This window comes from Thermodesulfobacteriota bacterium, from assembly GCA_030583865.1.
Lineage (GTDB): Bacteria > Desulfobacterota > GWC2-55-46 > GWC2-55-46 > GWC2-55-46 > UBA5799.
In genome coordinates, this window is the sequence record CP129479.1 from 677,053 (window position 1) to 698,170 (window position 21,118).

Annotated in this window: 20 protein-coding genes; 11 read left to right on the forward strand and 9 right to left on the reverse strand. The window is 58.9% G+C overall.

Annotation, left to right across the window (positions count from 1 at the left end; genetic code table 11):
* Window positions 1-157: 157 nt before the first annotated feature.
* The 4 genes from QY316_03225 (at window position 158) to ccsA (ending at window position 5,485) form a co-directional block, all read left to right on the forward strand.
* Window positions 158-1,108 carry a cation diffusion facilitator family transporter gene (locus QY316_03225; protein WKZ33433.1) on the forward strand — a complete coding sequence of 317 codons (951 nt, stop codon included), beginning with the start codon at window positions 158-160 and terminating at the stop codon, window positions 1,106-1,108.
* Window positions 1,109-1,309: 201 nt separating this feature from the next.
* Window positions 1,310-3,793 carry an ATP-binding protein gene (locus QY316_03230; GenBank protein WKZ33434.1) on the forward strand — a complete coding sequence of 828 codons (2,484 nt, stop codon included), beginning with the start codon at window positions 1,310-1,312 and terminating at the stop codon, window positions 3,791-3,793.
* On the forward strand, window positions 3,780-4,421 hold the full coding sequence (locus tag QY316_03235) for a radical SAM protein (GenBank protein ID WKZ33435.1): 642 nt from the start codon (window positions 3,780-3,782) through the stop codon (window positions 4,419-4,421). The genes QY316_03230 and QY316_03235 overlap by 14 nt, the downstream gene beginning before the upstream one ends.
* Window positions 4,422-4,702: 281 nt before the next feature.
* On the forward strand, window positions 4,703-5,485 hold the full coding sequence (ccsA, locus tag QY316_03240) for a cytochrome c biogenesis protein CcsA (protein WKZ33436.1): 783 nt from the start codon (window positions 4,703-4,705) through the stop codon (window positions 5,483-5,485).
* A 185-nt stretch (window positions 5,486-5,670) separates the two neighbouring features.
* Here ccsA and QY316_03245 read toward each other — a convergent pair whose 3' ends face one another.
* The 5 genes from QY316_03245 to QY316_03265 form a co-directional block, all read right to left on the reverse strand.
* The gene (locus tag QY316_03245; protein WKZ33437.1) at window positions 5,671-6,420 is read right to left on the reverse strand and encodes a methyltransferase domain-containing protein; all 750 of its coding nucleotides are present in this window, start codon (window positions 6,418-6,420) and stop codon (window positions 5,671-5,673) included.
* A gap of 17 nt (window positions 6,421-6,437) precedes the next feature.
* The gene (locus QY316_03250; GenBank protein WKZ33438.1) at window positions 6,438-9,764 is read right to left on the reverse strand and encodes an AsmA-like C-terminal domain-containing protein; all 3,327 of its coding nucleotides are present in this window, start codon (window positions 9,762-9,764) and stop codon (window positions 6,438-6,440) included.
* Window positions 9,765-9,953: 189 nt separating this feature from the next.
* Window positions 9,954-10,682: a DUF3047 domain-containing protein gene (locus tag QY316_03255; protein ID WKZ33439.1), complete on the reverse strand. Its 729-nt coding sequence runs from the start codon at window positions 10,680-10,682 to the stop codon at window positions 9,954-9,956.
* A 217-nt stretch (window positions 10,683-10,899) separates the two neighbouring features.
* A complete protein-coding gene (locus tag QY316_03260; GenBank protein ID WKZ33440.1) occupies window positions 10,900-12,030 on the reverse strand; it encodes a DUF362 domain-containing protein in 1,131 nt (376 codons plus the stop codon).
* A 24-nt stretch (window positions 12,031-12,054) separates the two neighbouring features.
* A complete protein-coding gene (locus tag QY316_03265; protein WKZ33441.1) occupies window positions 12,055-12,846 on the reverse strand; it encodes a hypothetical protein in 792 nt (263 codons plus the stop codon).
* 140 nt (window positions 12,847-12,986) lie between these two features.
* Between QY316_03265 and QY316_03270 the strand changes: the two genes are divergently transcribed.
* A complete protein-coding gene (locus tag QY316_03270; protein WKZ33442.1) occupies window positions 12,987-13,811 on the forward strand; it encodes an aldo/keto reductase in 825 nt (274 codons plus the stop codon).
* Between the two features lie 263 nt (window positions 13,812-14,074).
* Here QY316_03270 and QY316_03275 read toward each other — a convergent pair whose 3' ends face one another.
* The 3 genes from QY316_03275 to QY316_03285 are packed head-to-tail and all read right to left on the reverse strand — an operon-like array spanning window position 14,075 to window position 15,982.
* On the reverse strand, window positions 14,075-14,791 hold the full coding sequence (locus QY316_03275; GenBank protein ID WKZ33443.1) for a pirin family protein: 717 nt from the start codon (window positions 14,789-14,791) through the stop codon (window positions 14,075-14,077).
* A gap of 16 nt (window positions 14,792-14,807) precedes the next feature.
* Entirely contained in the window at window positions 14,808-15,338 is a 531-nt protein-coding gene (tpx, locus tag QY316_03280) for a thiol peroxidase (GenBank protein WKZ33444.1), read from the reverse strand.
* Window positions 15,339-15,346: 8 nt separating this feature from the next.
* A complete protein-coding gene (locus QY316_03285) occupies window positions 15,347-15,982 on the reverse strand; it encodes a nitroreductase family protein (GenBank protein ID WKZ33445.1) in 636 nt (211 codons plus the stop codon).
* A gap of 162 nt (window positions 15,983-16,144) precedes the next feature.
* Here QY316_03285 and QY316_03290 point away from each other — a divergent pair, with 162 nt between their 5' ends.
* The 6 genes from QY316_03290 (at window position 16,145) to tatC (ending at window position 20,049) form a co-directional block, all read left to right on the forward strand.
* Entirely contained in the window at window positions 16,145-16,636 is a 492-nt protein-coding gene (locus QY316_03290; GenBank protein WKZ33446.1) for a DUF3568 family protein, read from the forward strand.
* Complete coding sequence (locus QY316_03295; GenBank protein ID WKZ33447.1) at window positions 16,633-17,307, forward strand: rhomboid family intramembrane serine protease; 675 nt, start codon at window positions 16,633-16,635, stop codon at window positions 17,305-17,307. The genes QY316_03290 and QY316_03295 overlap by 4 nt, the downstream gene beginning before the upstream one ends.
* A gap of 13 nt (window positions 17,308-17,320) precedes the next feature.
* Window positions 17,321-18,475, forward strand: coding sequence for a nicotinate phosphoribosyltransferase (locus tag QY316_03300; protein ID WKZ33448.1), 1,155 nt, complete (start codon window positions 17,321-17,323; stop codon window positions 18,473-18,475).
* A 101-nt stretch (window positions 18,476-18,576) separates the two neighbouring features.
* Entirely contained in the window at window positions 18,577-19,041 is a 465-nt protein-coding gene (locus tag QY316_03305) for a universal stress protein (protein ID WKZ33449.1), read from the forward strand.
* A gap of 4 nt (window positions 19,042-19,045) precedes the next feature.
* Window positions 19,046-19,285: a twin-arginine translocase TatA/TatE family subunit gene (locus tag QY316_03310; GenBank protein ID WKZ33450.1), complete on the forward strand. Its 240-nt coding sequence runs from the start codon at window positions 19,046-19,048 to the stop codon at window positions 19,283-19,285.
* The gene (tatC, locus tag QY316_03315; GenBank protein ID WKZ33451.1) at window positions 19,282-20,049 is read left to right on the forward strand and encodes a twin-arginine translocase subunit TatC; all 768 of its coding nucleotides are present in this window, start codon (window positions 19,282-19,284) and stop codon (window positions 20,047-20,049) included. The genes QY316_03310 and tatC overlap by 4 nt, the downstream gene beginning before the upstream one ends.
* A gap of 45 nt (window positions 20,050-20,094) precedes the next feature.
* Here tatC and QY316_03320 read toward each other — a convergent pair whose 3' ends face one another.
* On the reverse strand, window positions 20,095-20,958 hold the full coding sequence (locus QY316_03320) for an NYN domain-containing protein (protein WKZ33452.1): 864 nt from the start codon (window positions 20,956-20,958) through the stop codon (window positions 20,095-20,097).
* Between the last annotated feature and the right edge of the window lie 160 nt (window positions 20,959-21,118).

A 21,118-nucleotide genomic window follows, 5' to 3' on the forward strand; every position in this document is an offset into this window, starting at 1 on the left:
ACCTCTAAAAATTGATCTTTTCCCCGGACTCTGCGTCAGGACGTGAATAAAAATGCTCACATATTCACATATATGCTCCGCTTTTTAATTCCCGCCCTTCCTTGATTGCGGGAAAAATCTCTAATTTTTAGAGATTGCCTTAATAAAAAGGGTCCTGATGGACATACATAAACATGACACTCACGGGCATGAGGGGGTTGAAGCCGACTCCGGCCTAAAAAAGCGCCTCCTCGTATCCATAACGCTTACGAGCATCATCTTCATCGCCGAGCTGGTAGGCGGTTTCCTTACGAACTCGCTCGCCCTCATGACCGACGCGGCGCACGTCTTCATGGACGTCTTCGCGCTTTCGCTCTCGCTTTTCGCAATATACATAGCCGAGCTTCCGCCGACCGAGAAAAGGACCTACGGCTTTCACAGGGTCGAGGTCTTCGTGTCGTTCATCAACAGCTTCGTCCTCGTCCTCATAACCGGCTTCATCTTCTACAAGGGCCTCCTCCGCTTCTCCAACCCCGAGCCCGTCGAGAGCGCCGGGGTGCTCATCGTGGGCTCCATAGGCCTGGTCGTGAACCTGATGGTCGCGAAGTGGCTCCACGGCCACGCAAAGGAGGACCTGAACGTCAGGAGCGCCTTCATACACGTCGTGGGCGACGCGGCTGCCTCGGTGGGAGTCATAATCTCGGCCGTCGTGATACATTTCACGGGATGGTATCCCATCGACCCGCTCATAAGCATGGCCATCTGCGCGCTTATCATAAACGGGGCGGTAAAGATAATAAGGGAGTCCTCTCACATACTCCTTGAGGGGGTTCCGAGGGACATAGATTTCGGGAGGGTCAGGGACGATATACTCTCGCCCGAGGGCGTATCAGGAGTGCACAGCCTGCACATCTGGTCCATATGCCACAACGTCTACGCCCTGAGCGCGCACGTGGACATAGTGCCGACCCAGAGGTGGAGGATGGGGGAGATATTCAATGAGATCAACGAGAAGCTCGCGCACGACCACCATATCTTCTACACCACCCTGCAGGCCGAGTGCTCCGGGTGCGAGCCAAACGACATATTCCGGAAGATAGCCCACAGGGGGCGCGGGCACCTGCATTGATGTGCGGCAACTCTAAAAATTGATCTTTTTCCCGGACTCTGCGTCAGGCCTGAAATAAAAATGCTCACATATTGGCATATATATGCTCCGCTTTTTATTCCCGGCCTTCCTTGATTGCGTGAAAAATCTCTAATTTTTTAGAGGTTGCCGCATTATGATATAATTGAATGCAGGCCCACAAATCCAGCCCAGGGAGGTGCCATGTCCAGAGAGAAGCGGTTGCCGGTCGAAGAGCTCGCCTGGAGGTGCAGCCCCGAGAGGTTCTCCTTCGCCACTACGAACGAGATCGCGTCCCTCCAGGAGATAATAGGCCAGGACAGGGCGCTCCGCTCCATCCAGTTCGGCCTCGGCATCACAAACCACAACTATAATATCTTCGTCCTGGGCGACACGGGGGTGGGGAAATCCACCTCGATAAAGGAGATTATCGAGGCCAAGGCCAAGGGCGAGCCAGTGCCGGACGATTGGTGCTATGTCTTCAACTTCGAGGACGTGGACACGCCGACGGCCATAAGCCTGCCGCCCGGCAGGGGTGCCGACTTCGCCGCCGAGATGGACGATCTCGTGGAGACGCTCCTGCGCGACATACCGAAGGTCTTCGAGTCCAAGGACTACGAGAAGCACAGGGACGAGATAATCGAGGGGCAGCAGGAACGGACAAGGGCGCTTTTTTTCAGGCTCGAGCAGAGGGCCATGGAAAGGGGGCTCGTCCTCAAGAAGACCGTCAGCGGCCTCGCGGTAGTGCCGGCCAAGAACGGCAAGCCCATGAGCCAGGAGGAGTTCGAGTCCCTGCCGCCGGAGCGGAGGGCGATAATCGAGCAGGACCTTGCAGTCATGCAGGACAAGCTCTCGGACGCCATAAGGGAGGCCCGGACGATTGAGAAGGAGACCAAGGAACGGATAAACGCCCTCGACAGGGAGGTCGTCCAGTACGTTGTGAACCCCGCGATAAACGAGCTCCTCGACAAGTTCAAGGAGTTCAAGGGGGTTGTGGACTACCTCTACAAGGTCAAGGAGAATATCCTGAACAACATCGACGACTTCAGGCCCAAGGAGGAGGTCCCGCTCGCAATCGGGGGCCTGAGGCTCCAGAAACCCGAGCCCTCCTTCGAGCGCTACAAGGTGAACCTCTTCGTCGGCAACAGGGAGTCCGAGGGCGCGCCTGTCGTGTACGAGTCCAACCCCACGTACACCAACCTTTTCGGGAGGATCGAGTACAAGGTGCAGCTCGGGGCCGCGACCACCGACTTCACGATGGTAAAGCCCGGGAGCGTGCACAAGGCAAACGGCGGATACCTCATCGTCAACGCCCTCGACATACTCCGGAACATATTCGTCTACGATTCCCTGAAGAGGATGATAAAGAACAGGGAGGCGCGCATAGAGGACCCGTGGGAGCAGTACAGGATCGTTTCGGCCACGACTTTAAAGCCGGCGCCCATCCCGGTGAACATAAAGCTCGTCATCATAGGCGAGCCGTTCATCTACTACCTCCTCTACAACCTCGATACCGAATACAGGAAGCTCTTCAAGGTCAAGGCAGACTTCGATACCGTCATGCCGAGGACCGATGCGAATATCGAGAAGTACGCGCACTTCATAGCCACCAGGTGCAGGGAGGAGGGGCTCATCCCCTTTGACAGGACAGGTGTGGCGAAGGTCGTGGAGTCCGGCGCGCGGCTTGCCGGCGACAGGGAGAAGCTCTCGGCCAGGTTCAACGAGGTGACGAACATAATCGTGGAGGCGAGCTATTGGGCCGGGGTCGAGGGGGCCGGGACCGTTTCGGCCTCGCACGTGGAGAAGGCCGATTCAGAGCGGGTCTACAGGAACTCGAAAATATCGGATAAGCTCCGGGACTACATAAGGGAAGATACGCTAATGGTCGCGACCGCCGGGAAGGTGGTCGGCCAGGTGAACGGCCTCGCCATCCTCGACCCGGGCGACTACGCCTTCGGCAAGCCTTCGAGGGTGACGGCCAGGGTCTTCATGGGAGATGCCGGGGTCGTAAACATAGAGCGGGAAGTGAAGATGAGCGGCCGCATCCACAACAAGGCCCTCATGATATTCACGAGCTTTTTGGGCGAGAGGTTCGCCCAGAGGTTCCCCCTCACCCTCTCGGCGTCCATAACCTTCGAGCAGCTATATGAAGAAATAGAGGGCGACAGCGCGACGTGCACGGAGATATACGCCCTCTATTCGGGCCTCTCGGGCGTACCGCTGGACCAGGGCATAGCTGTAACCGGCTCCATGAACCAGAGGGGCGAGGTGCAGCCCATCGGCGGCGTGAACGAGAAGATAGAAGGGTTTTTCGAGATATGCAAGGCCAAGGGGCTCACGGGCGGACAGGGGGTAATAATACCGAGAAGGAACGTCAAGAACCTCATGCTCAAGAGGGAGGTCGTTGAGGCCGTAAGGGACGGGAAGTTCGCGATATACCCGATAGAGCACGTTGACGAAGGCCTCGAGATATTGACCGGCATGCCGGTCGGAGAAAGGGACGAGAAGGGCGGCTTTCCTGAGGGGAGCGTGAACCGGCTTGTCGAGGCGAGGCTGGAGACGCTCGCGAGGAGCTTCAAGGAGTTCGGAAGGCCCCCGGCCAAAAAGGAGCTGCCCGGCGGCGGAATGGGAGAGGCCGCAAAGGGGACGGACGGGAAAGGCGGGAAAGAAAAAGATGCTGGTCTATGAGATATTCAAGAGTATCCAGGGGGAGTCGAGCTATGCCGGTCTACCCTGTGTTTTCATAAGGCTTGCGGGCTGCAACCTCGGGTGCAGGTGGTGCGACACCCCTTACGCCAGGGTCCCTGACGAGGCGAGCGAGCTTTCGATAGGCGAGGTCATGAGGGAAGTTGCGCGCTACGGCGACTGCGGGCTCGTCGAGATAACCGGGGGCGAGCCGCTCATGCAGGAGGAGACGAAGGAACTTGCCCGGATGCTCGCGGACAAGGGCCGAACCGTGCTCATCGAGACCAACGGCTCCGTGCCGGTCTCCGGCCTCGACGAGAGGGTCATAAAGATAGTCGATGTGAAGTGCCCTTCAAGCGGGCATGCCGGCTCCTTTCTACTTGATAACCTCTCCCACATAACCCCGGAGGACGAGATAAAGCTCGTGGTCGCCGACAGGGGCGACTACGACTGGGCCAAGGAGTTCATGGAAGAGGTGCTCCGGGGCAGGACCGAAAAAGTGCTCTTCGCGCCCGTGAAGCCCGATCTCGAACCCAGGGACCTCGCCGACTGGATAATCAGGGACGGGTTGCGGGTCAGGCTGCAGCTCCAGATCCATACCTACATATGGCCGGAGGAGCGCGGCAGGTAGGGCTTTACTTTCCGGGCCTCAACCTGTAAAATCCCTTTGATATGCAACCTCTAAAAATTGACCTTTTCCCCGGACTCTTTGTCAGGCCGGGAATTAAAATGCTCACATATTGTCATATATGCTCCGCTTTTTATTCCCGGCCTTCCTCGATTGCGAGGAAAATTTCTGATTTTTAGAGGTTGCATGAATGATGTGAACGGAGCCCGCCCGGGCTCTCGCAAAAGCGCCGGGCACATCCTGCCGGGGCCGGCCCGGACACTTAGGAGAATGTTGGCAGCACGATGAAGCCGTTCCTTATAGCCGCAATTACGTTCTACATCCTGAGCGTAATCACCGTCATAGTCCACCACGCCTCCGGCTCGAAAAAGCTCGGGAGCGCGTCCAAATGGCTCCTGGTCCTTGGCCTCCTCGTCCATTCCGGGGGGCTCATCGAGCGCATAGTTACGACGGGCCATGCCCCGATGGCCTCCATGTACGAAACTCTCGTCTTTTTCAGCTGGACGACCGTACTCGTGAGCGCGATCGTGATATTCAGGTACGACGAGCGGGAGACCGAGGTCATAACCCTGCCCGTGGCCGTACTCGCCCTCTTCTTCGCCCTCATGAACGAGAAGCCGGGCGGGCCGCTTACGCTCGTCCTCCGCACCATCTGGTTCGAGACGCACGTCATATCCTCGTTCGCGGCCTACGCGCTATTTACGCTCGCCTTTTCAGGGGCGGTCATATACCTCTGGAAGAAATGGAAGGGGGTCCAGGCGGAGGACATAAAGAAGTTCCAGGAGATAGCCGCAAAGAGCATACTGTGGGGCTTCTTTTTCTTTTCCGCCTCAATGTTCGCCGGGGCGGTGTGGGCGTATCTCGCCTGGGGCACCTACTGGCTCTGGGAGCCGAAGGTCATATGGTCGTTCATAGTCTGGTTCTATTACGCGGGGGCCATGCACGCGTGGTACGTGAGGGAGTGGCGCGGCGTGGGGCTCTCCATCGCTACGGTCCTGGGCTTCTTCGTGGTCCTATTCACCTATCTCGGCGTTTCCCTCCTCATGAAGAGCAGCCACAGCTTCTAGCAGGCTGCTGAAAAAGTCCATCTGCGTCGAAGGCTACGTCGCTGGCTACGAAGGCGTACACGAAAAGTACGCCTCATTCCTCGCTCCCCTGTTCCTAATGGGGCCTCGCATCTGGAGCTTTTTGAGCAGCCTGAATAAAAACGGAGTTTTTCAGCAAGCTGATAGACGCGTATTAATAGCCCTTTTCAGCCCTTTCCCTTTCTCCACCACATGACAGCCGACCTTTTGTGGAACTTCGCAAGCAGCACGCCCTTTTTCTTGACGAGCTTGCCTCCGAGATAGTCCCTTAGTTTCCTGTCGTGCTCCTCGGTCACGATGCCGATGTACTCCTTCCAGAATTCCACGGCCTCGTCCAGGTTCTCGAAAGGCTGGTCGAAATCGTATTCGATTATCTCGACGTTCGCAAAGACGCCGAGCGAATGGAGAGCGGAGTAGGTCTTGAAGTAGTCGGCCCTCTCGCCGAAAGGCTTGTTGAAGAGGAGCGGATAGAGCTCCCTGTAGTAGAACTTGTCGGCCATTGGGTCGGCGTTCTCGATGATGAATACCGCCTTCCTCGCAAGGCGGTCCATCTCCTTCAGGTTCTCCTCGGGGTCGGAAAGGAGCGTGGGGACGTTCGCGCAGATGACCGCGTCGTGCTGCTTTATCTCCACCTTCCCCCATTCCGCCTGAACAGGCTTTATGCCCCGTATCCTGTCCCTTGCCATGTCTTCCCTGAGTATCTCGATCATGGCAGCCGAAGAGTCGAGCGCAGTCACTCTTTTCCCGGCCTTCGCAAGCGGCATGGCAAGAGTGCCGCACCCAGCGCCTATGTCGAGGAAGGTCTTCGCGTCAGCGGCCCTCGTGAGTATCACGGAGAGGGCCTTCTCGGGGAAATCGGTGTGGTCGAGCCCCTTCCTGTACCAATTGGCCTTAAGCCTGTTCCAGAAACCCTGCATGGGGACTACCCTCCTCCTTATTCGAATAGTTTGAACGGGGCCCTCAAGAGCCTCTCGATGATGCCGAAGATGTTCCTTCTTATGGATTTCACGGGCATGGGCGTGACCGACGGCTTCCTCAAGTCGCCTTCCATCTCGAAATAGAGGCTCACGGTGCTGTCATCGTCCCCTGTTATCACCCAGCCCGCAAGCGGTATGTTGGATATTAGCCTGTCCAGGGTGACGAACGGGTGCAGCGCGATCGTAGCGTCTATGGCCAGCGCCGGGGTGCTTATCTCGCCTACGGCGGACATGCGCATGACGTTGCTGTCGAGGAAGAGGTCGTCCGTCGAGATAACGCCGTCAGTCATCATGAAGCTACCATCTATGCCCCTGTGCGGCAGGCCCGAGCCGCGCAGCAACTCGTCTATCGTGAGTATGTTCACTATGGCGAAGATGTCGGATATGAAGCCGAAACGCCAGAGCCTGCCGCCTCCCGTGGCCAGGGCCGCATAGCCGTTAAGTCCCTGCCGGAAGGGCTCGGCCCCCCTCGTGCCCGAGAGGAGCAGGCTTCCGCCGAGGGCGCCGGAGAGGACCCGCCTTTGAACGCCAAAGGCCTCAAGCATGCTCCGCGTCTGTACATTGGCAAGGTTGAGGTCAGTCGTGAAGACGAGGGGCTCGTCCTTGTCGATGAAGTATATCGCGCTCCCTGAAATTGTCCCCTCGTGCATGTTGATGGACGCCGGGTTGAAAATGGCGATATTCCTCCCTAGCTCGACGTTCGTAGAAAAGGACTCGAACCGGTGGCCCCAGAGGGTCCCTTCCGCAGCGCTTATCGAGCCCGCGCCATTAAGCTTTACCGCTTCCCTTCGGAGCCTTTCCCGGAACCCCTCCCCTCCGTCTTCCTTCTCCTCTCTCTTCCTCGGGAGGACGTCCGTTATATGGAAACTGGGGAAGTCTATTGAGAAGCCCACGATCCTTTCAGCGATATTGACGAGGTCTATCCTCCCGCTCATGCGCGTTGAGCCGGTTGCGATATTCCCTATCAGGAGAGAGGCGCTGTTGCCATCGAGCTCGGCTGTCGCCTCCACGTTCTCTACCGGGTTTTTAAGCAGCTCGGTCTCGAACCGCCCATCCCTTATGCCGACCGCTCCTTCATAAACCGGCCTTTCTCCAGGCGACTTTTGAGTCCTCACGGAAAAAGAAACGAGGCCCGATGACGGGAAGTCCCTCCTGAGTAGCGGGGAGACCTCGTCAAGGTCGGCTATGAGAAGCCCATCGGATTTGATGGAGAGGGCGTAATCGCCCGCGCCCCTGAACGAGCCGCTCCCGCTTACAGCCGACCCCCCCATGTTCACGCCGGCCTCTTCGATAACGGTCTCCCCGTCCCTCCGCCCCCCCGCGGCGTTTGCGCGGAGCGGGAAGCCTTCGGCCTTCTCGACCAGCCTCCCGAAGGATACCCGGGAGCCTGTAGCGTCGACCTCGGCCCTTGCGCTCCAGTCTTCCGGCCTGCCCTCAGCCGCCAGGGAGAACGGCATTGCCCCGGCGACCACGATGTCGTCCCTTTTTATAAACGCCTTGAGCGTTTCGGCATTCAGGCCTCCGCTCGCAGTCAGGTTAAAGCGCGGGCCGGGCCTCCTGTAGCCTTCGACAACGCCGGAAAGGGCGACGGTCGAGCCCTCGACGATCGCCCTTGATTCATGTACGCGGAGAGTGCCTTCATCGAACGAGGCCTTTGCGTCAAGGGAGCTTATTCCTGCGGGTATGCCCTCGTATGAGAGCGCGCCTTCCCTTATTACGGCGTCCCCTGAATATTCAAGCGGAACCCTTTTCCGCAGCGCCCCTGAAATACTGGCGTTCAAAAGCATGCTCCCTGTAACGTCAGCCTTTTCGAGCCTTTTTCTGGCCTCCCCTTTGGCGAAGCTCTGTATGAGGCCTGCGGTCTCTTCCATGTCCATCGACGCCTCGAACGAGGCGTCGAACGGCGCATCCCCTGAAAGGTCCTTTGCCGTGCCGCCGAGGCGCCTTACTATTTCTTTTCCGTACCTCCCGGAGAAACCGGATACGGTCAGGGCCGAGTCCTTGAAGGAGACCTTCCCGGATATGTCCTGGAAGGGCTTTTCGAGCCCCTTGTACCTGAACGCCGCGTTGTCGATGGACGCGGAAGCGGACGCGCTTACCTGTCCATCAAGGATGGGCTGCATTTTAAGCTCATCCAGGCGGCCCGCCATCCTCAGCTCGTCAAGCGTTACGGTGCCGCCGAGAGGCACGATCGTCTCTATCCTTTCAGCTGCCCTCGCCGGCATGGCCCTTATAGGCAGGAATTCAAGGAGTTTTTCGAGCGGGACCGGGCTCGTAAAGGCCTCGAGGGAAAAGGTCCTCTCGCCTCCCGGGCCGCTTACCTCGAACCGGCCCTTCACCCTGAACCCGGCCATCTCTATATCTATCTCCTCAAAGGCGAGGCCGGTCTCCTCGGCCTCCTCGCCGCGTGACACCCTCATGGTCCCCGAGCCCGACGGCGATACTATAGGTTCCCTGAAAAGGGAAGGGAGCGAGGCTTCAAGCCCACTGTACGAGAGGTCGGCCCTCAGCATGTCCTCTTTGTTAATGACATAGGAGAGGTCGAGGTCCACCCTGCCTTCGACGGACGCGCCCGGGACCTTCTCACGTATGTAGGGGTTGAAGGCGGAGAGCCGAAGCCCCTCGACAGACCCTCGCCCGTTTACGGAACCTTCCTCGTCTATCTTCCCCGAGAGGGCGAGCGGCGTTGTAGGCAGGAGCGTCCCGTCCGCGCCGAAGGTATATACGTCCCCGGTCCTTTCCGCCATCGCGTTGATCCCAGAGACCTCGAACCGCGCGGCCCTTTCAGGGAGCTCGTCAATAAAGACCGCCCGCCCGTTCCTCAAGTCGAGCGTCTTTACGAACACCTCCCGCTCGCGGTCCTCCTCGGGCGGCCTTTCGACCCCGAGGAACCTCGATATGTTCAGGGTCCCGTCGCCGTACCTCCTGAGCACAAGGTCGGGGTTTGCGAGCTCAAGCTTCTGGAAAACCGCATGCCCCCGGAGGAGCGGCAGGAGAGAGAGCCTGGCATGCGCGCGGTCCGCGGTAAAAAGCGTCTCGCCCCCGTGGAGGACCTCTGCCCTTGAGACTTCGAGGTCGGGGCTGGGAAGCACCTTGAGGACGACCCTCCCGAGCCGCACCTCGCCGTCAACGCGCGACTCGATAATCGATTCTATCCTGTGCGCATACCTCGTGAGGTCGAGCGGCATGAAAAGTAGATAAACGAGTATAGAGAGCGCCAGTACCGAGGAGCCGATTACCAGCCAGGGGAGTATCCGCCTTTTTTTTCGGGTCTGGTCTTCCAAGAAAGCGCCTTTCGGATGAAGGTGCCCTAAAGGGTTTCAGGTTTAAGGCAAACACTAAAAATTGATCTTTTCCCCGGACTCTGTGTCAGGCCGGGAATAAAAATGCTCACATATTATCATATATGCTCCGCTTTTTTATTCCCGGCCTTCCTTGATTTCGGGAAAAATCTCTAATTTTTAGAGGTTGCCTTAAGGTTTTTTTCCGTAAGGCGGGGCGTTAGAAAAGCGGATATCCCCGATAAAGGATTCCGCCGAGCTCCTTGTGTCATCGGAATCTATCATGACCGAAACCTTCCCGATCCGCGGGGGCTCTTCGTTGAAAAGCTTCTTGTAGTCCTCGTAGACGTTACGCGTTTCGCTATGCCAGGCTCCGAGCCCGTCAGGGCCGCTCTTCAATATTATATACCTCGTATTGCCTGTTTTCGTGCTTCTGACCGAGCTGCCCGCTGGGGCCGAGGTGTCCCAGATATAGCCCACCACCTTGCTGTTGACCGCGGCGGGCCACCTGGGGAAGATCACATAGACCTGCGCTGCCTGGTCGTCCTTCGATTTCTCCCGGACGTCAGCGCCCCGGGGAAGGCTCGCTACCTTCCATCTCCAGCTCAGATAGGGGTACTCCTTGAGCTCGAACTCAACGTCCTTGTAGAGCGCCGAAGAGGTACTTTCGCTCTTCAGGTGTATCGCAGGCCCGAAATCCTCCTGGACGACCTTGAAGTCGGCCTTGCCCTTCCACTCCTTCACCTGCCAGCCCTCGGGCGGCCCCTGCGGAGTTGGGTTTATGGGGACTTCGATGCCCCCTCCGGCAATGGCGTGGCCGAAAAGGAGGGAAGCGCCCAGCAGCGCCGCGACAAAGGCCTTAAGGCCTCGTGTTGACGGCGGCATTTTTGAATGGGTCCGTTCAGGCGAACATTTTTCCATCGCAGACGCCTTTATGCGCGGCAAAGGGGCCCGCGCGGTACTTTTGCCGTTTATTCGGGTAGTTACGGCTTCACAATCTTTGAGTATATATTAGAAATTCCCGGCCTGCAAGAGCCAATCCGGAGTCCTTGCCGGACGGTCAATTCGATTGGAGACGCTTTTTGCGGAAACCGACCCCGATCACGCCATGACACAAAAATGCCGTTACCTGAAGATTTCAGAACCCCGGTATAAGCCTTTTGAGCCAGCCGTCCCTCGGCGAGATGGCCCCCTCGGGGCATAGCTCCTGGCAGCAGTAGCACCTGATGCACCTGTCGTACTCTATCTCGATCCGGGACGTCTTCTCCATTACTCCTGCCGGGCATACGCCCACGCATACGCCGCAGAGCGTGCAATTTTTATCGTCAACATGGGGCCTTGATGTCAGGGCCTTTCTCAGCGACCTGTCGAGAAACCCGGGGAAACCGGCGGCGAAGTTGACGTTCGACTGCGGGGGGAAGACGAAGTCCCGTATCCTCAGCCTTGCCGGGTCCTCGCCCGAAACCGCGACCCTCTCCGGCCTGCATTCAAGCCCCCGTTTCGAAGCGGCCCTGAGTATGGGAACGTCCCTCCATGATGCGCCGAGTACCGAGGCCGCGGTCGAATCCATCTTTACGCAGTCCCGGCCCGCGAATATGAGGCCGAGCTCCCTTGGCTCTCCGCTACCCGGGCCGTTTCCCTGCATTGCCACGACGCCGTCCATCACTGTGAGCCTGGGGGCGAGGTAAAGGGAGAGGTCGAGGAGCATGTCCGCGAAGTACCGGCTCTCGACTCCGGCAGAGAGGTGCCACTGGGGCTTGAGCTTCCCGGGCACGCACCCGAAGAGGTTCTTTACCGCCATCGTAAGGTACATCTGTACGTGGGTCTTAAGCTTCGGGAGGTTTACTATTCCGTCGCACTCGATAGCCTCCTTCGCGACCTCGAGCCTCCTGAAAGTATGGCCGCCGGGGTTCTCGGCGATGACGAGGGTCGAAAGCTCTATTATCTCCACCCCCATCTCTTCCGCGATGTCGAGCACGCCGCACTTCTTGGCGACAGCCCTGGCGCTCCCGAAACCGGGGCTGTCGCCGATTACAGGCGTCGCCCCGGCCTCTTTTACGAGCGCGAGCACTGCCCTCACGACCTCGGGGTGGGTCGTGACAGCTGCATCCCGGGGCTTTGCCGCCAGTAGATTGGGCTTTACCAGTATGCGCTCCCCGCGCCTTACGAAGCTTTCAATGCCGCCAAGCAGGCCTACCGCGTCCTCGACCGCCTTCATGACAGCGGCCCTTTCGTAGGAGGCGCATCTGGTTATGGATACGTCAGTCATGGAATGTGTTCCCCTTAATGCGAGCTAATCAGCCCAGAACGCGCGGGGCCGCAGGTGCTCACGGACGCATAGCGCAAGGTTATTCACGAGCCCGGGGTGGCTGTTCGTGACGAATAGCCTCCCTTCGACCGTGAAGGTCTCTCCCTCTACCCTCTCGACGGCCCTGCCTTTGAGGAGGCCTTCGAAAAAGGGCATTATCTTGTCCTTCATCCTGAGGCGCGTATCCTCCAGGAATATCGCCAGCGAGGGGCGAAGCTCAAGGACCCTCCTTATGAACGCCGCTACCTCGGGCTCCTCTATGTTCTTCGGCGGAGAGGACTTTACCTCCACGTAGACGAGCCTCCCCTCGACCGACGCCACCACGTCGTAGTCTCCCCCGGCCTCCCCGCCCTTGAGCCGCACGCCCCAGAGCGCGGGGGAGGAGAACTCCCTTTCAAAGACGTTCGCCACGAACCATTCGAGGGTGTCCCCGAAGCTGAAGACCGCCTCGGCCTTCAACCTGTACGCGCCGCCCCCGGTCTCTTCGATTACCTTCCTTTCAAGGAGGAACTTGAGATACCTTTCGACCCATTCGAGGCTCGAATACTTCAAGAGGTCGCCTGCCATGAAAGACCGCCTGTTCCTTATGACGTCCCTTACGAAAAGCCTGAATGAGTATTTCTTGAGCATCCCGTAGAGCTCGTCCTCGAAAGGCCTCTCAAGGTCCGGCGGGAAAAAGAGGTATTGGGTCGGGTCCGAGACGAGCACGTCGAACCCCCTCCTTGAGAGCATGGCGGCTACAGGGTGCGGAGCCTTGTCCCTCGCCTCCTTTTCCACCGGACCTCCGAGCGGGATTTTATCAAACAAAACGGGTCAAGGGAGAAAAATCCGGTTTACCTCGGCCCACCTTTATTATATAACATCATGGCCCCGGCAAAAGGGGGAGTACGGGAAAGGACCGGTGCTATACTTAAAAGATGGAAAGGCCGATACCTAAAAGGAAGTTCGGTAGGACTGGGGCCGAGGTGACCATACTCGGCCTCGGAGGCGAAGGGGTCCTGAGGACCTTCGGCAAGGAGAAGGAGGCGGACGCGCTCATAAACGCGGCCCTGGACCTGGGGATAAACTACATGGAATCCGCCAGGGCTTATTCAGGGAGCGAGTCCTACTTCGGCCTCTCGCTCAGGGAACGCCGGGACAAGGTATTCCTCGCGAGCAAGTCGCACGCCCGTGACAAAAAAGGCGCGCTTGAGCACCTCGGCGAGACGCTCCGGAACATGAAGACCGACTATCTCGACCTGTGGTATATCCACGACGTCAGGACCCCTGACGACGTAAGCCGTATATTCGCCCCCGGAGGCGCGCTCGAAGCATTCATCGAGGCCAGGGACAAGGGGCTTGTGAAACACATAGGCGTAACAGGCCATCAGGACCCGGCGGTAATAAAGGCCTGCCTCGAAGCCTTCGACTTCGACGCCGTATTGGTCCCGGTAAATCCGGCAGAGCCCTTCTACAAGTGCTTTGTCGACGAGATTGTGCCGGTCGCCAGCGCAAAGGACACCGCCATAGCCGGCATGAAGGTCTACATGAAAGGCCTCTTCCAGGCCCCGAAAAGGCTTTTACTCAGCTACGCGCTCACCCAGCCCATCTCAACGGCCGTGGTCGGCTGCGACAATACCGACCAGCTCACTGAAAACGCCGAAGCAGCAAGCGCCTTTCAGCCCCTTAAGCTCAAGGAGGCCCGCCGCTTCTCCCAGATGATCGAACCCTACGCACGCCAGCTCATGTACTATAAGCCCTGACAGGCTGCCGGAAATTCTTGGGGGGAACTTTCTGCAGAAAGTTCCCCCCAAACCCCCTTCAAAGACTTTCAGTTCTTCTCCTGAGAGTCCCCCCTCAAAATGGAGGGGGGACTCTCAGGAGAACTAAAAATTTTTGGAGAGAGTGTTAGGTCCGATGGATGCGAATGTGATTCATGAGGCAATTAGCCTCCTGAGCCCTTTGTGCATACAACGGCTCTAAAACCTTTTTATAAAAAGGTCCCCCCAAGGCTCTCGGCGGCCTTTCAGGGTAATAGGGCGTCCACGAGGAGGAGTTCGGAGTCTTCGAGGGCTTTTATGACCAGCTCGTTTTCGTCTTCTGCCCTGGCCGCGCCGAGCGCTTCCACCTCATTGCCGTTGACGACGACCGGACCGCCTTCGACCACATAAAGGTATCCGCCCCTTTTGGGCCAGAGGGCGTAGGAAAGGCCATTTCCTTTTTCGAGATAGGAGGCGAGGACCCTGGCATCTGAGTTTATGCCGAGTGCGCCGTCGCCATCGGGCGAGACGAGCCTTGCGAGCCTGTTGGTCCGTTCGCGCCTTTCCACAGGCTTCTGCTCGACCGAGGGCTTGAGGCCCTTTCTGGAGGGGTGGAACCACATCTGGATGAAGCGCATGGGCTCGTCGGGGCTGTTGTTTATCTCTGAGTGGAGCATGCCGCTCCCGACGGTCGTATGCTGGACCCAGCCCTTTTTCAGCACCCCGCCTTTTCCGCGCTCGTCGGCGTGGCGGAACTCGCCCCTGGCGCAGTAGGTTACGACCTCTATCTCGCGGTGCGGGTGGAGGGGCCAGGTCGCGCCGGGCGAAAGGGTGTCGTCGTTAAAGACCCAGAGGGAGCCGAAGCCCGGGTTTTCAGGGTCGCGGTATCCGCCGAAAGGGAAGTGCCAGCGTCCGGTGAATGTGCCGTCCTGGATGGCCCCCCTGGCCTGGTAAATGTCTTCCTGGCGCCTGATTATGATCATGGCCGCGGAACGGAGCTTAGGCCGCCCTGCCGCCGGCTGGGAGCCCGGAGAGGGCCTTCAGCGCCCCGTCGAAGTCCACGCTGCCGGTTGACTCGGGCAATATCTCCACATAGGCGATATTGTCCCGCGAATCGACGATGAAGACAGAACGGGCAAGCAGCCGGAGTCCCTTCATGAGGACGCCGTAGTTCGTCCCGAAGGAGGCGTACCTGTAGTCCGAGAGCGCCATCGCGTTCTTTATGCCCGCGGTCCCGCAGAACTTCTTGAGCGTGAACGGCAGGTCCATCGTGACGTTCAGGACGGCTATGTCCTTGCCGAGCGAGGCCGCCTTTTCGTTGAATGTCCTGAGCTGTGAATCGCAGACGCTCGTATCCACGGATATGGCCACGCTTATGAGCTTTGTCTTGCCCTGGAAGTCCTTGAGGGTGACCTCGTTCATCTCGTTATTCACGAGCATGAAATCCGGGGCCTTGTCCCCGGCCTTGAGCTCAGGCCCGATGAGCGTGACCGGATTCCCTGAAAGCTTTATCCTGGCGTCTCTTTCCATGTCTTCCCTCACTTTCGGTATGTTTGGAATGACGCGAACTCGTCGAGCTCGCGCCTGAACGCCCTCGGCAGGAGGCTCCCTCCGGGCTTCAGCGTGCCGACGGCTATCAGCATCGGGATTATCTTGTCCTCGGGTATGTTGAACTCTTTCTTTATGCAGGCCTCGTCTATGCCGTCCATCGGGTGGCTTTCAAGGCCCATGCCCTTTGCGGCTATCATGAGGGTCATGGCAAAGAGCGAGGCGTTCTTCGCCGCGAAGAGCTTCCTGGTCAAGCTGTCCCTGGCGCCGTAAAGGCTCTTTATCATGTCCGCGTACGAGCCCCGCATCTCGGGCCTCATGTACCCGAGCGCCTGCCAGCTTTCAAGCACCCTGTCCATGTTCTCCTCGACACCGGCCGGGTCGGCTATGACTATGAGGACGGCCGGGGCCTCCTCCACCTTCTGCTGGTTCATGGCGCAGGCCCGGAGGGTCTTTTTCCTTTCCGGGTCCGTAACCACGACCACCTTCCACGGCTGGAGGTCGAAGGAAGACGGAGCTAGGTTCGCGAGGCCGAGGAGCTCCCTGATGGCGCTCTCTGAAAGTTCCTTTGCCGGGTCGAAGAAGTTGATGGAGCGCCTTTCCTTGATGGCCTGTACCGTATCCATCCTGCCCTCCTTTTTGGCCCTACCGGCCTACCTAAAGGTTATCAGATTACGAAATCCTGTCAATCAGGGGGGGCGAGGGGCCGGGCCTGGCCCTTGATGCTGCCATCGCTGGTATAATTATGGATCAGGGCCATAACCCGGCCTGAACTGGAAGGGGGCGCGATGAGGAGCGGCAAGGTTCCGGGCATATGCATGATAGCGGCGGCTTTTGCCGTGCTCATGAACGGGTGCGCGGCAGTGCCGGTCGCGCCGCTTCTCCCGGCGGCGCTCCCGGCGGTCCTGGCCGGCGCCGGCGGCGGCATCTCGTACACGCTGACGAACATCGCCTACAGGACCATAACGAGCCCCATTGAGGAGGTCGAGCGCGCGACCCTCGAAGCCTCGAGATGGATGGCCCTCAAGGTGGTCAGGCGCGAAAGGGAGCACAACAAGACGGAGATGACGGCCGTAACAAGGGCGCATACCATATATATAACCCTAGAGAGGCTCACCCCGACCTTGACAAGGATGTCCGTGAATGCTAAGAGAGGGTTTGTGTTCAAGGACAAGAACACGGCCTTCGAGATAATCTATCAATCGGAAATTGCCCTGATGGGCTTTGCCAGGGGAAATGAATACCAGGCCCAGCCGGGCTCAGGGCGGCCCCCGTCATGATACCTATCAGGGACGACATACCATCGAGGACATACCCGTACGTGACAGTGGCGCTCCTCGTCCTGAACGCGGCGGTCTTCCTCTATCAGCTCACCCTTGACGTAAACGGGCTCGAACGCTTCATATACGCGACTGCCGCAATACCCGCCGAGTTGACGAGCATGGCAGAGGTGAGGCCGGTTGACGTCCTCCCTGTGGAGCTTACACTCCTGACCGCCATGTTCGTCCACGGCGGGCTGCTCCACCTCGGCGGTAACATGCTCTTCCTCTGGATTTTCGGAGACAACGTCGAGGACAGGTTCGGGCACTTCAGGTTCCTCTTTTTCTATCTCGCGGCCGGCGTTGCCGCGAGCATGGTCCATATACTCATCGAGCCGGGGTCAATCGTGCCCATGGTCGGCGCGAGCGGCGCTATCGCGGGGGTGCTGGGCGCTTACTTCATGCTGTTCCCGAGGGCGCAGGTGCAGACCCTGGTCATCCTTCCGCTCTTTATAAGCATGGCGCGGCTCCCGGCCGTCCTCTTCCTGGGCTTCTGGTTCCTCTTCCAGGTATTGAGCTCGGGCCTTTCCGCCGGGGCGGGCATAGCCTGGTTCGCCCACATAGGGGGCTTCGTTGCCGGGGTCGCCGTGGCGCTCATGTACAAGGCGTTCCGGCTGGTCCGGTACCGTTAGCAAAGGAGGCCGCATGTTCCATATCTCCGACCCGGAGGCCATAAGGAGCGGCAGGGTAACCGACATCTACTTCGCGAGGACGCTCGAGATACTGAAGGCAAAGGGCGTGGACAAGCGCGTGAGGGCCGAGTTCTTCGCGAAAAAGCTCCCGGGCCCTTACGGGTGGGGCGTGCTCGCCGGGGTTGAGGAAGTGGCGCACCTGATGAAGGGGAAAAAGGTGAACCTGAGGTGCATGCGTGAGGGAGAGGTATTCCTCCCCTGGGAGCCTGTCATGGAGATAGAGGGGAGGTACCAGGAGTTCTGCGTCTTCGAGACAGCGCTGCTGGGGCTTATCTGCCAGGCTACGGGAGTGGCCACGAAATCCGCCCGCTTAAGGATAGCGGCGGGCGAGAGGACTATCGTAAGCTTCGGCGCACGGAGGATGCACCCCGCGATAGCCCCCATGATCGAAAGGGCCGCTTATATCGGCGGATGCGACGGCGTGGCAGTGGTCGTCAGCGCCGAGTTGCTTGATATCGACCCGATGGGCACGATGCCGCACTCGCTCATACTCGTCCTCGGGGACACGGTCGAGGCGGTTAAGGCCTTTGACGAGGTGGTGGACCCGAAGGTAAAGAGGGTGGCTCTCGTGGATACCTTCAACGACGAGAAGTTCGAGTCCATAAGGTGCGCCGAGGGCATGGAAGGGCGCCTCCACGCCGTCCGCCTCGATACGCCCGCGTCGAGGCGCGGCGACTTCTTGAGGATATGCGAGGAGGTGAGGTGGGAGCTTGACCTCCGCGGCTACAAGGACGTCCGCATATTCGCCTCGGGCGGCCTGGACGAGGACGAGGTCTCGAAACTCAGACCGCTCGTCGATGCCTTCGGGGTCGGGACCGCCATAAGCAACGCCCCGGTCGTGGACTTCGCGATGGACATAATGGAGATAGAGGGGGAGCCTCTCGCCAAACGGGGCAAGTGGTCAGGGGCCAAGGAGGTCGGAAGGTGCGTTGCCTGCGGAAGTAGGGTGATATCCCCCCTGGGCGGGCAGGCAAAATGCGCGTGCGGGGGCGAGTTCGAGATGCTCCTTAAGCCGCTTTTGAGGGAAGGGGAGGCTACTGAGGAGCTTCCGAAGCCTGCGGCGATAAGAGAGCGGGTCCTTGGGCGGATAAAGGCCCTTGCCATCTGAACCACGGACCGAATGCTGTTGAAAACACGGCGTTCTTGATATAAGATACTGAAAAAGAACGGAATTTCGGCTGACCAAACGTTCCTAAGGAAAGGAGCCCCATGCCGCCCAGGACGAAAAAGCCCAGGATACAGAAGATACTTTTTCCCACCGACTTCTCCGGTGCCTCGATACACGCCGCAGGGTACGCCCTCTCGCTCGCCGAGAAGTATAAAGCCAGGCTCCGGGTGGTCCATGTGATGGAGACGAGCCGCGAGGCAAGGGGCTTCTACCTGCCGCACCTCTCGTTCGACAAGCTCGACGAGGAGATGAGGGCGAGCGCGAAAGACATGCTCAGGAAGTTCGTGGAGACGAGGTTCAAGGGCTTTCCTGATGTCGAGACCGACCTCCTCGAAGGCGAGCCATACAAGGAGATACTAAAGCAGGTGAAGACCGTCGACCCGGACGTAGTGGTCATGGGCACCTTCGGCAAGGCGCGCGTGGACAGGGTCATATTCGGGAGCACCACCGAGCGGGTGATGAGGAAATCTCCTTGCCCGGTGCTCGTGGTGCCGCCGCCGAGGTAAAGGGATGTTCGGGATAGGGATAGGCGAACTCATACTGGTCCTCATCGTGGCCTTGATAGCCCTCGGCCCGGAAAAGCTTCCGGCAATGGCAAAGGCGCTCGGCAAGGCGTATACCGAGTTCATGAAGGCCGGGGAAGAGGTCAAGAAGAGCTTCAGGGAGGCCGCCGCCCAGACCGGCGCAAGAGGGCCGGAAAAGGCGCAGGCACCTGAGCCCGTCCCGGGGAAGGACAAGGAAGAGGCATGACGCCGGAAGACGGGAGGATGCCGCTTACCGAGCACCTCCGGGAGCTCCGGCGGAGGCTCATCTATTCGGTTGCCGCGGTCGCGGCAGGCTTCATCGCCTGCTATTACTTCTCGGAGAGGCTATACTGGCTCCTGGCCTCGCCGCTTGTCAGCGCCCTTCCCGAGGGGCAGGACTTCATGGTCTTTACGGGAGTCGTCGAGCCCTTCTTCATCTACCTGAAAGTGGCGCTCCTCGGCGGGATCATAGCCGCGAGCCCGGTGGTCCTCTATCAGGCCTGGGTTTTTGTCGCGCCGGGGCTGTACAATAACGAAAGGCGCTGGTTCCTCTTCACGGTCTTCTTTTCGGTCGTCCTCTTTGCCGGGGGCGCGGCCTTCGCCTTCGGGGTCGTCTTCCCGTTCGGCTTCAAGTACCTCTTGAGCTACTCTACCGAGGGCCTGAAGCCCTTCCTGTCGATGGGGCAGTACTTCTCCATCGCCACGCGGCTCCTCGTGGCCTTCGGGCTCGTATTCCAGCTCCCGCTCGCCATGCTCGTCCTCTCAAGGCTCGGGATAGTGTCTGCCCGTCAGCTCGCGCTCTGGTGGAGGTACGCGCTCGTCTTGATACTGGTCGCCTCCGCGGTCATAACCCCGACCCCGGACATATTCAACCAGATGCTCATGGCAGGGCCGCTTATGGTCCTCTACGGGATTGGAATAATAGTGGCATGGCTTTTCGGGAAAAAGAAGGCGCCTGCAGCTCAGCCGGAGGGCGCGGAAGGAAAGTAAACCGCTTGCAGGGAATAAAAAGCCCTTCGTCAGAAGGGCTTTTTATTATTTTGATTCAACAACCGCCTCAGGTCGCAGAGCAGCCGAAGGGTGTATCTTCACGATATTTGAAGCCTGCATCCCTTTTTCGCCCTGTACGAGCTCGAATTCGAAGATCATGTCCCTGCTCGGCAGGAGGTTTATCTCTGTCCCCGGCGCGAAACCAGACTCGTGGGCGAAAGCCGTGCCGTAGGGCGAATCGGCCCTCCTTGTGTCCGTTATCCAGAGGCCTGGGCCTATCTTTGACAGGTATCTCATGAAACCGAAGTTCTTGGAGCGGTTGTAGGTGTAGCAGATGCCCCTCACGCGGGATCCCACCTCGCCCCAGTTCTTTTTCGTATCCGCTTCCTGTATCGGAAGCAGATTGGGGATGAGATAGCCGGACATGAAGAGGTCCACTTCCCTCCTGAGGTTGGAGGAGACGTTCTGGAAGGCCACGGCCTCCACCCGGCAGCCCCTGTTCTGCAACGCCCGCACGACCTGTATGAAATCGCCGTCGCCGGTCGCCATCATGACCTTGTCGAGGTTCTCGGACTGGAGGAGCGCGTCAACGGCCATGTCGAGGTCGGCGTTTGCCTTGCCGAAGCGGTTCCCGGACTCGTCGGTGTACCATGCGACCGTCTTCTCTATGACCTTATAGCCGTAGTCCCTCAATGTCGAGTGGAAGTTGAAGGTACGCTCCCTGTAATCGGAGTCGGTCCTTGCCCTCTCCTCGTCATAGGCCACGTAGGCGTTAAGCCTTATGGGCTCGCCGTTGTCCCTGCACGCGAAGTCCCTCAAGACGTCGAACCGCATGCCGTAGCCGCCGTTACGCGTGATGTTGGCCACGTCTATGTAGAGCCCTATCCTCTGCGCCTTTTTGCTGTTCACGGTGGGTCCTTTTAGTGGGTCGCTGAAAACCTTTTTGGGGGAAACTTTCTGTAGAAAGGTTTCCCCAAAGCCCCCTTCAAAGACTTTTGGTTCCTGAACTGGCCCCCATTTTTTAGGGGGGCAGTTCAGGAAGAACTGAAAGTTTTTGGAGAGAGTGTTA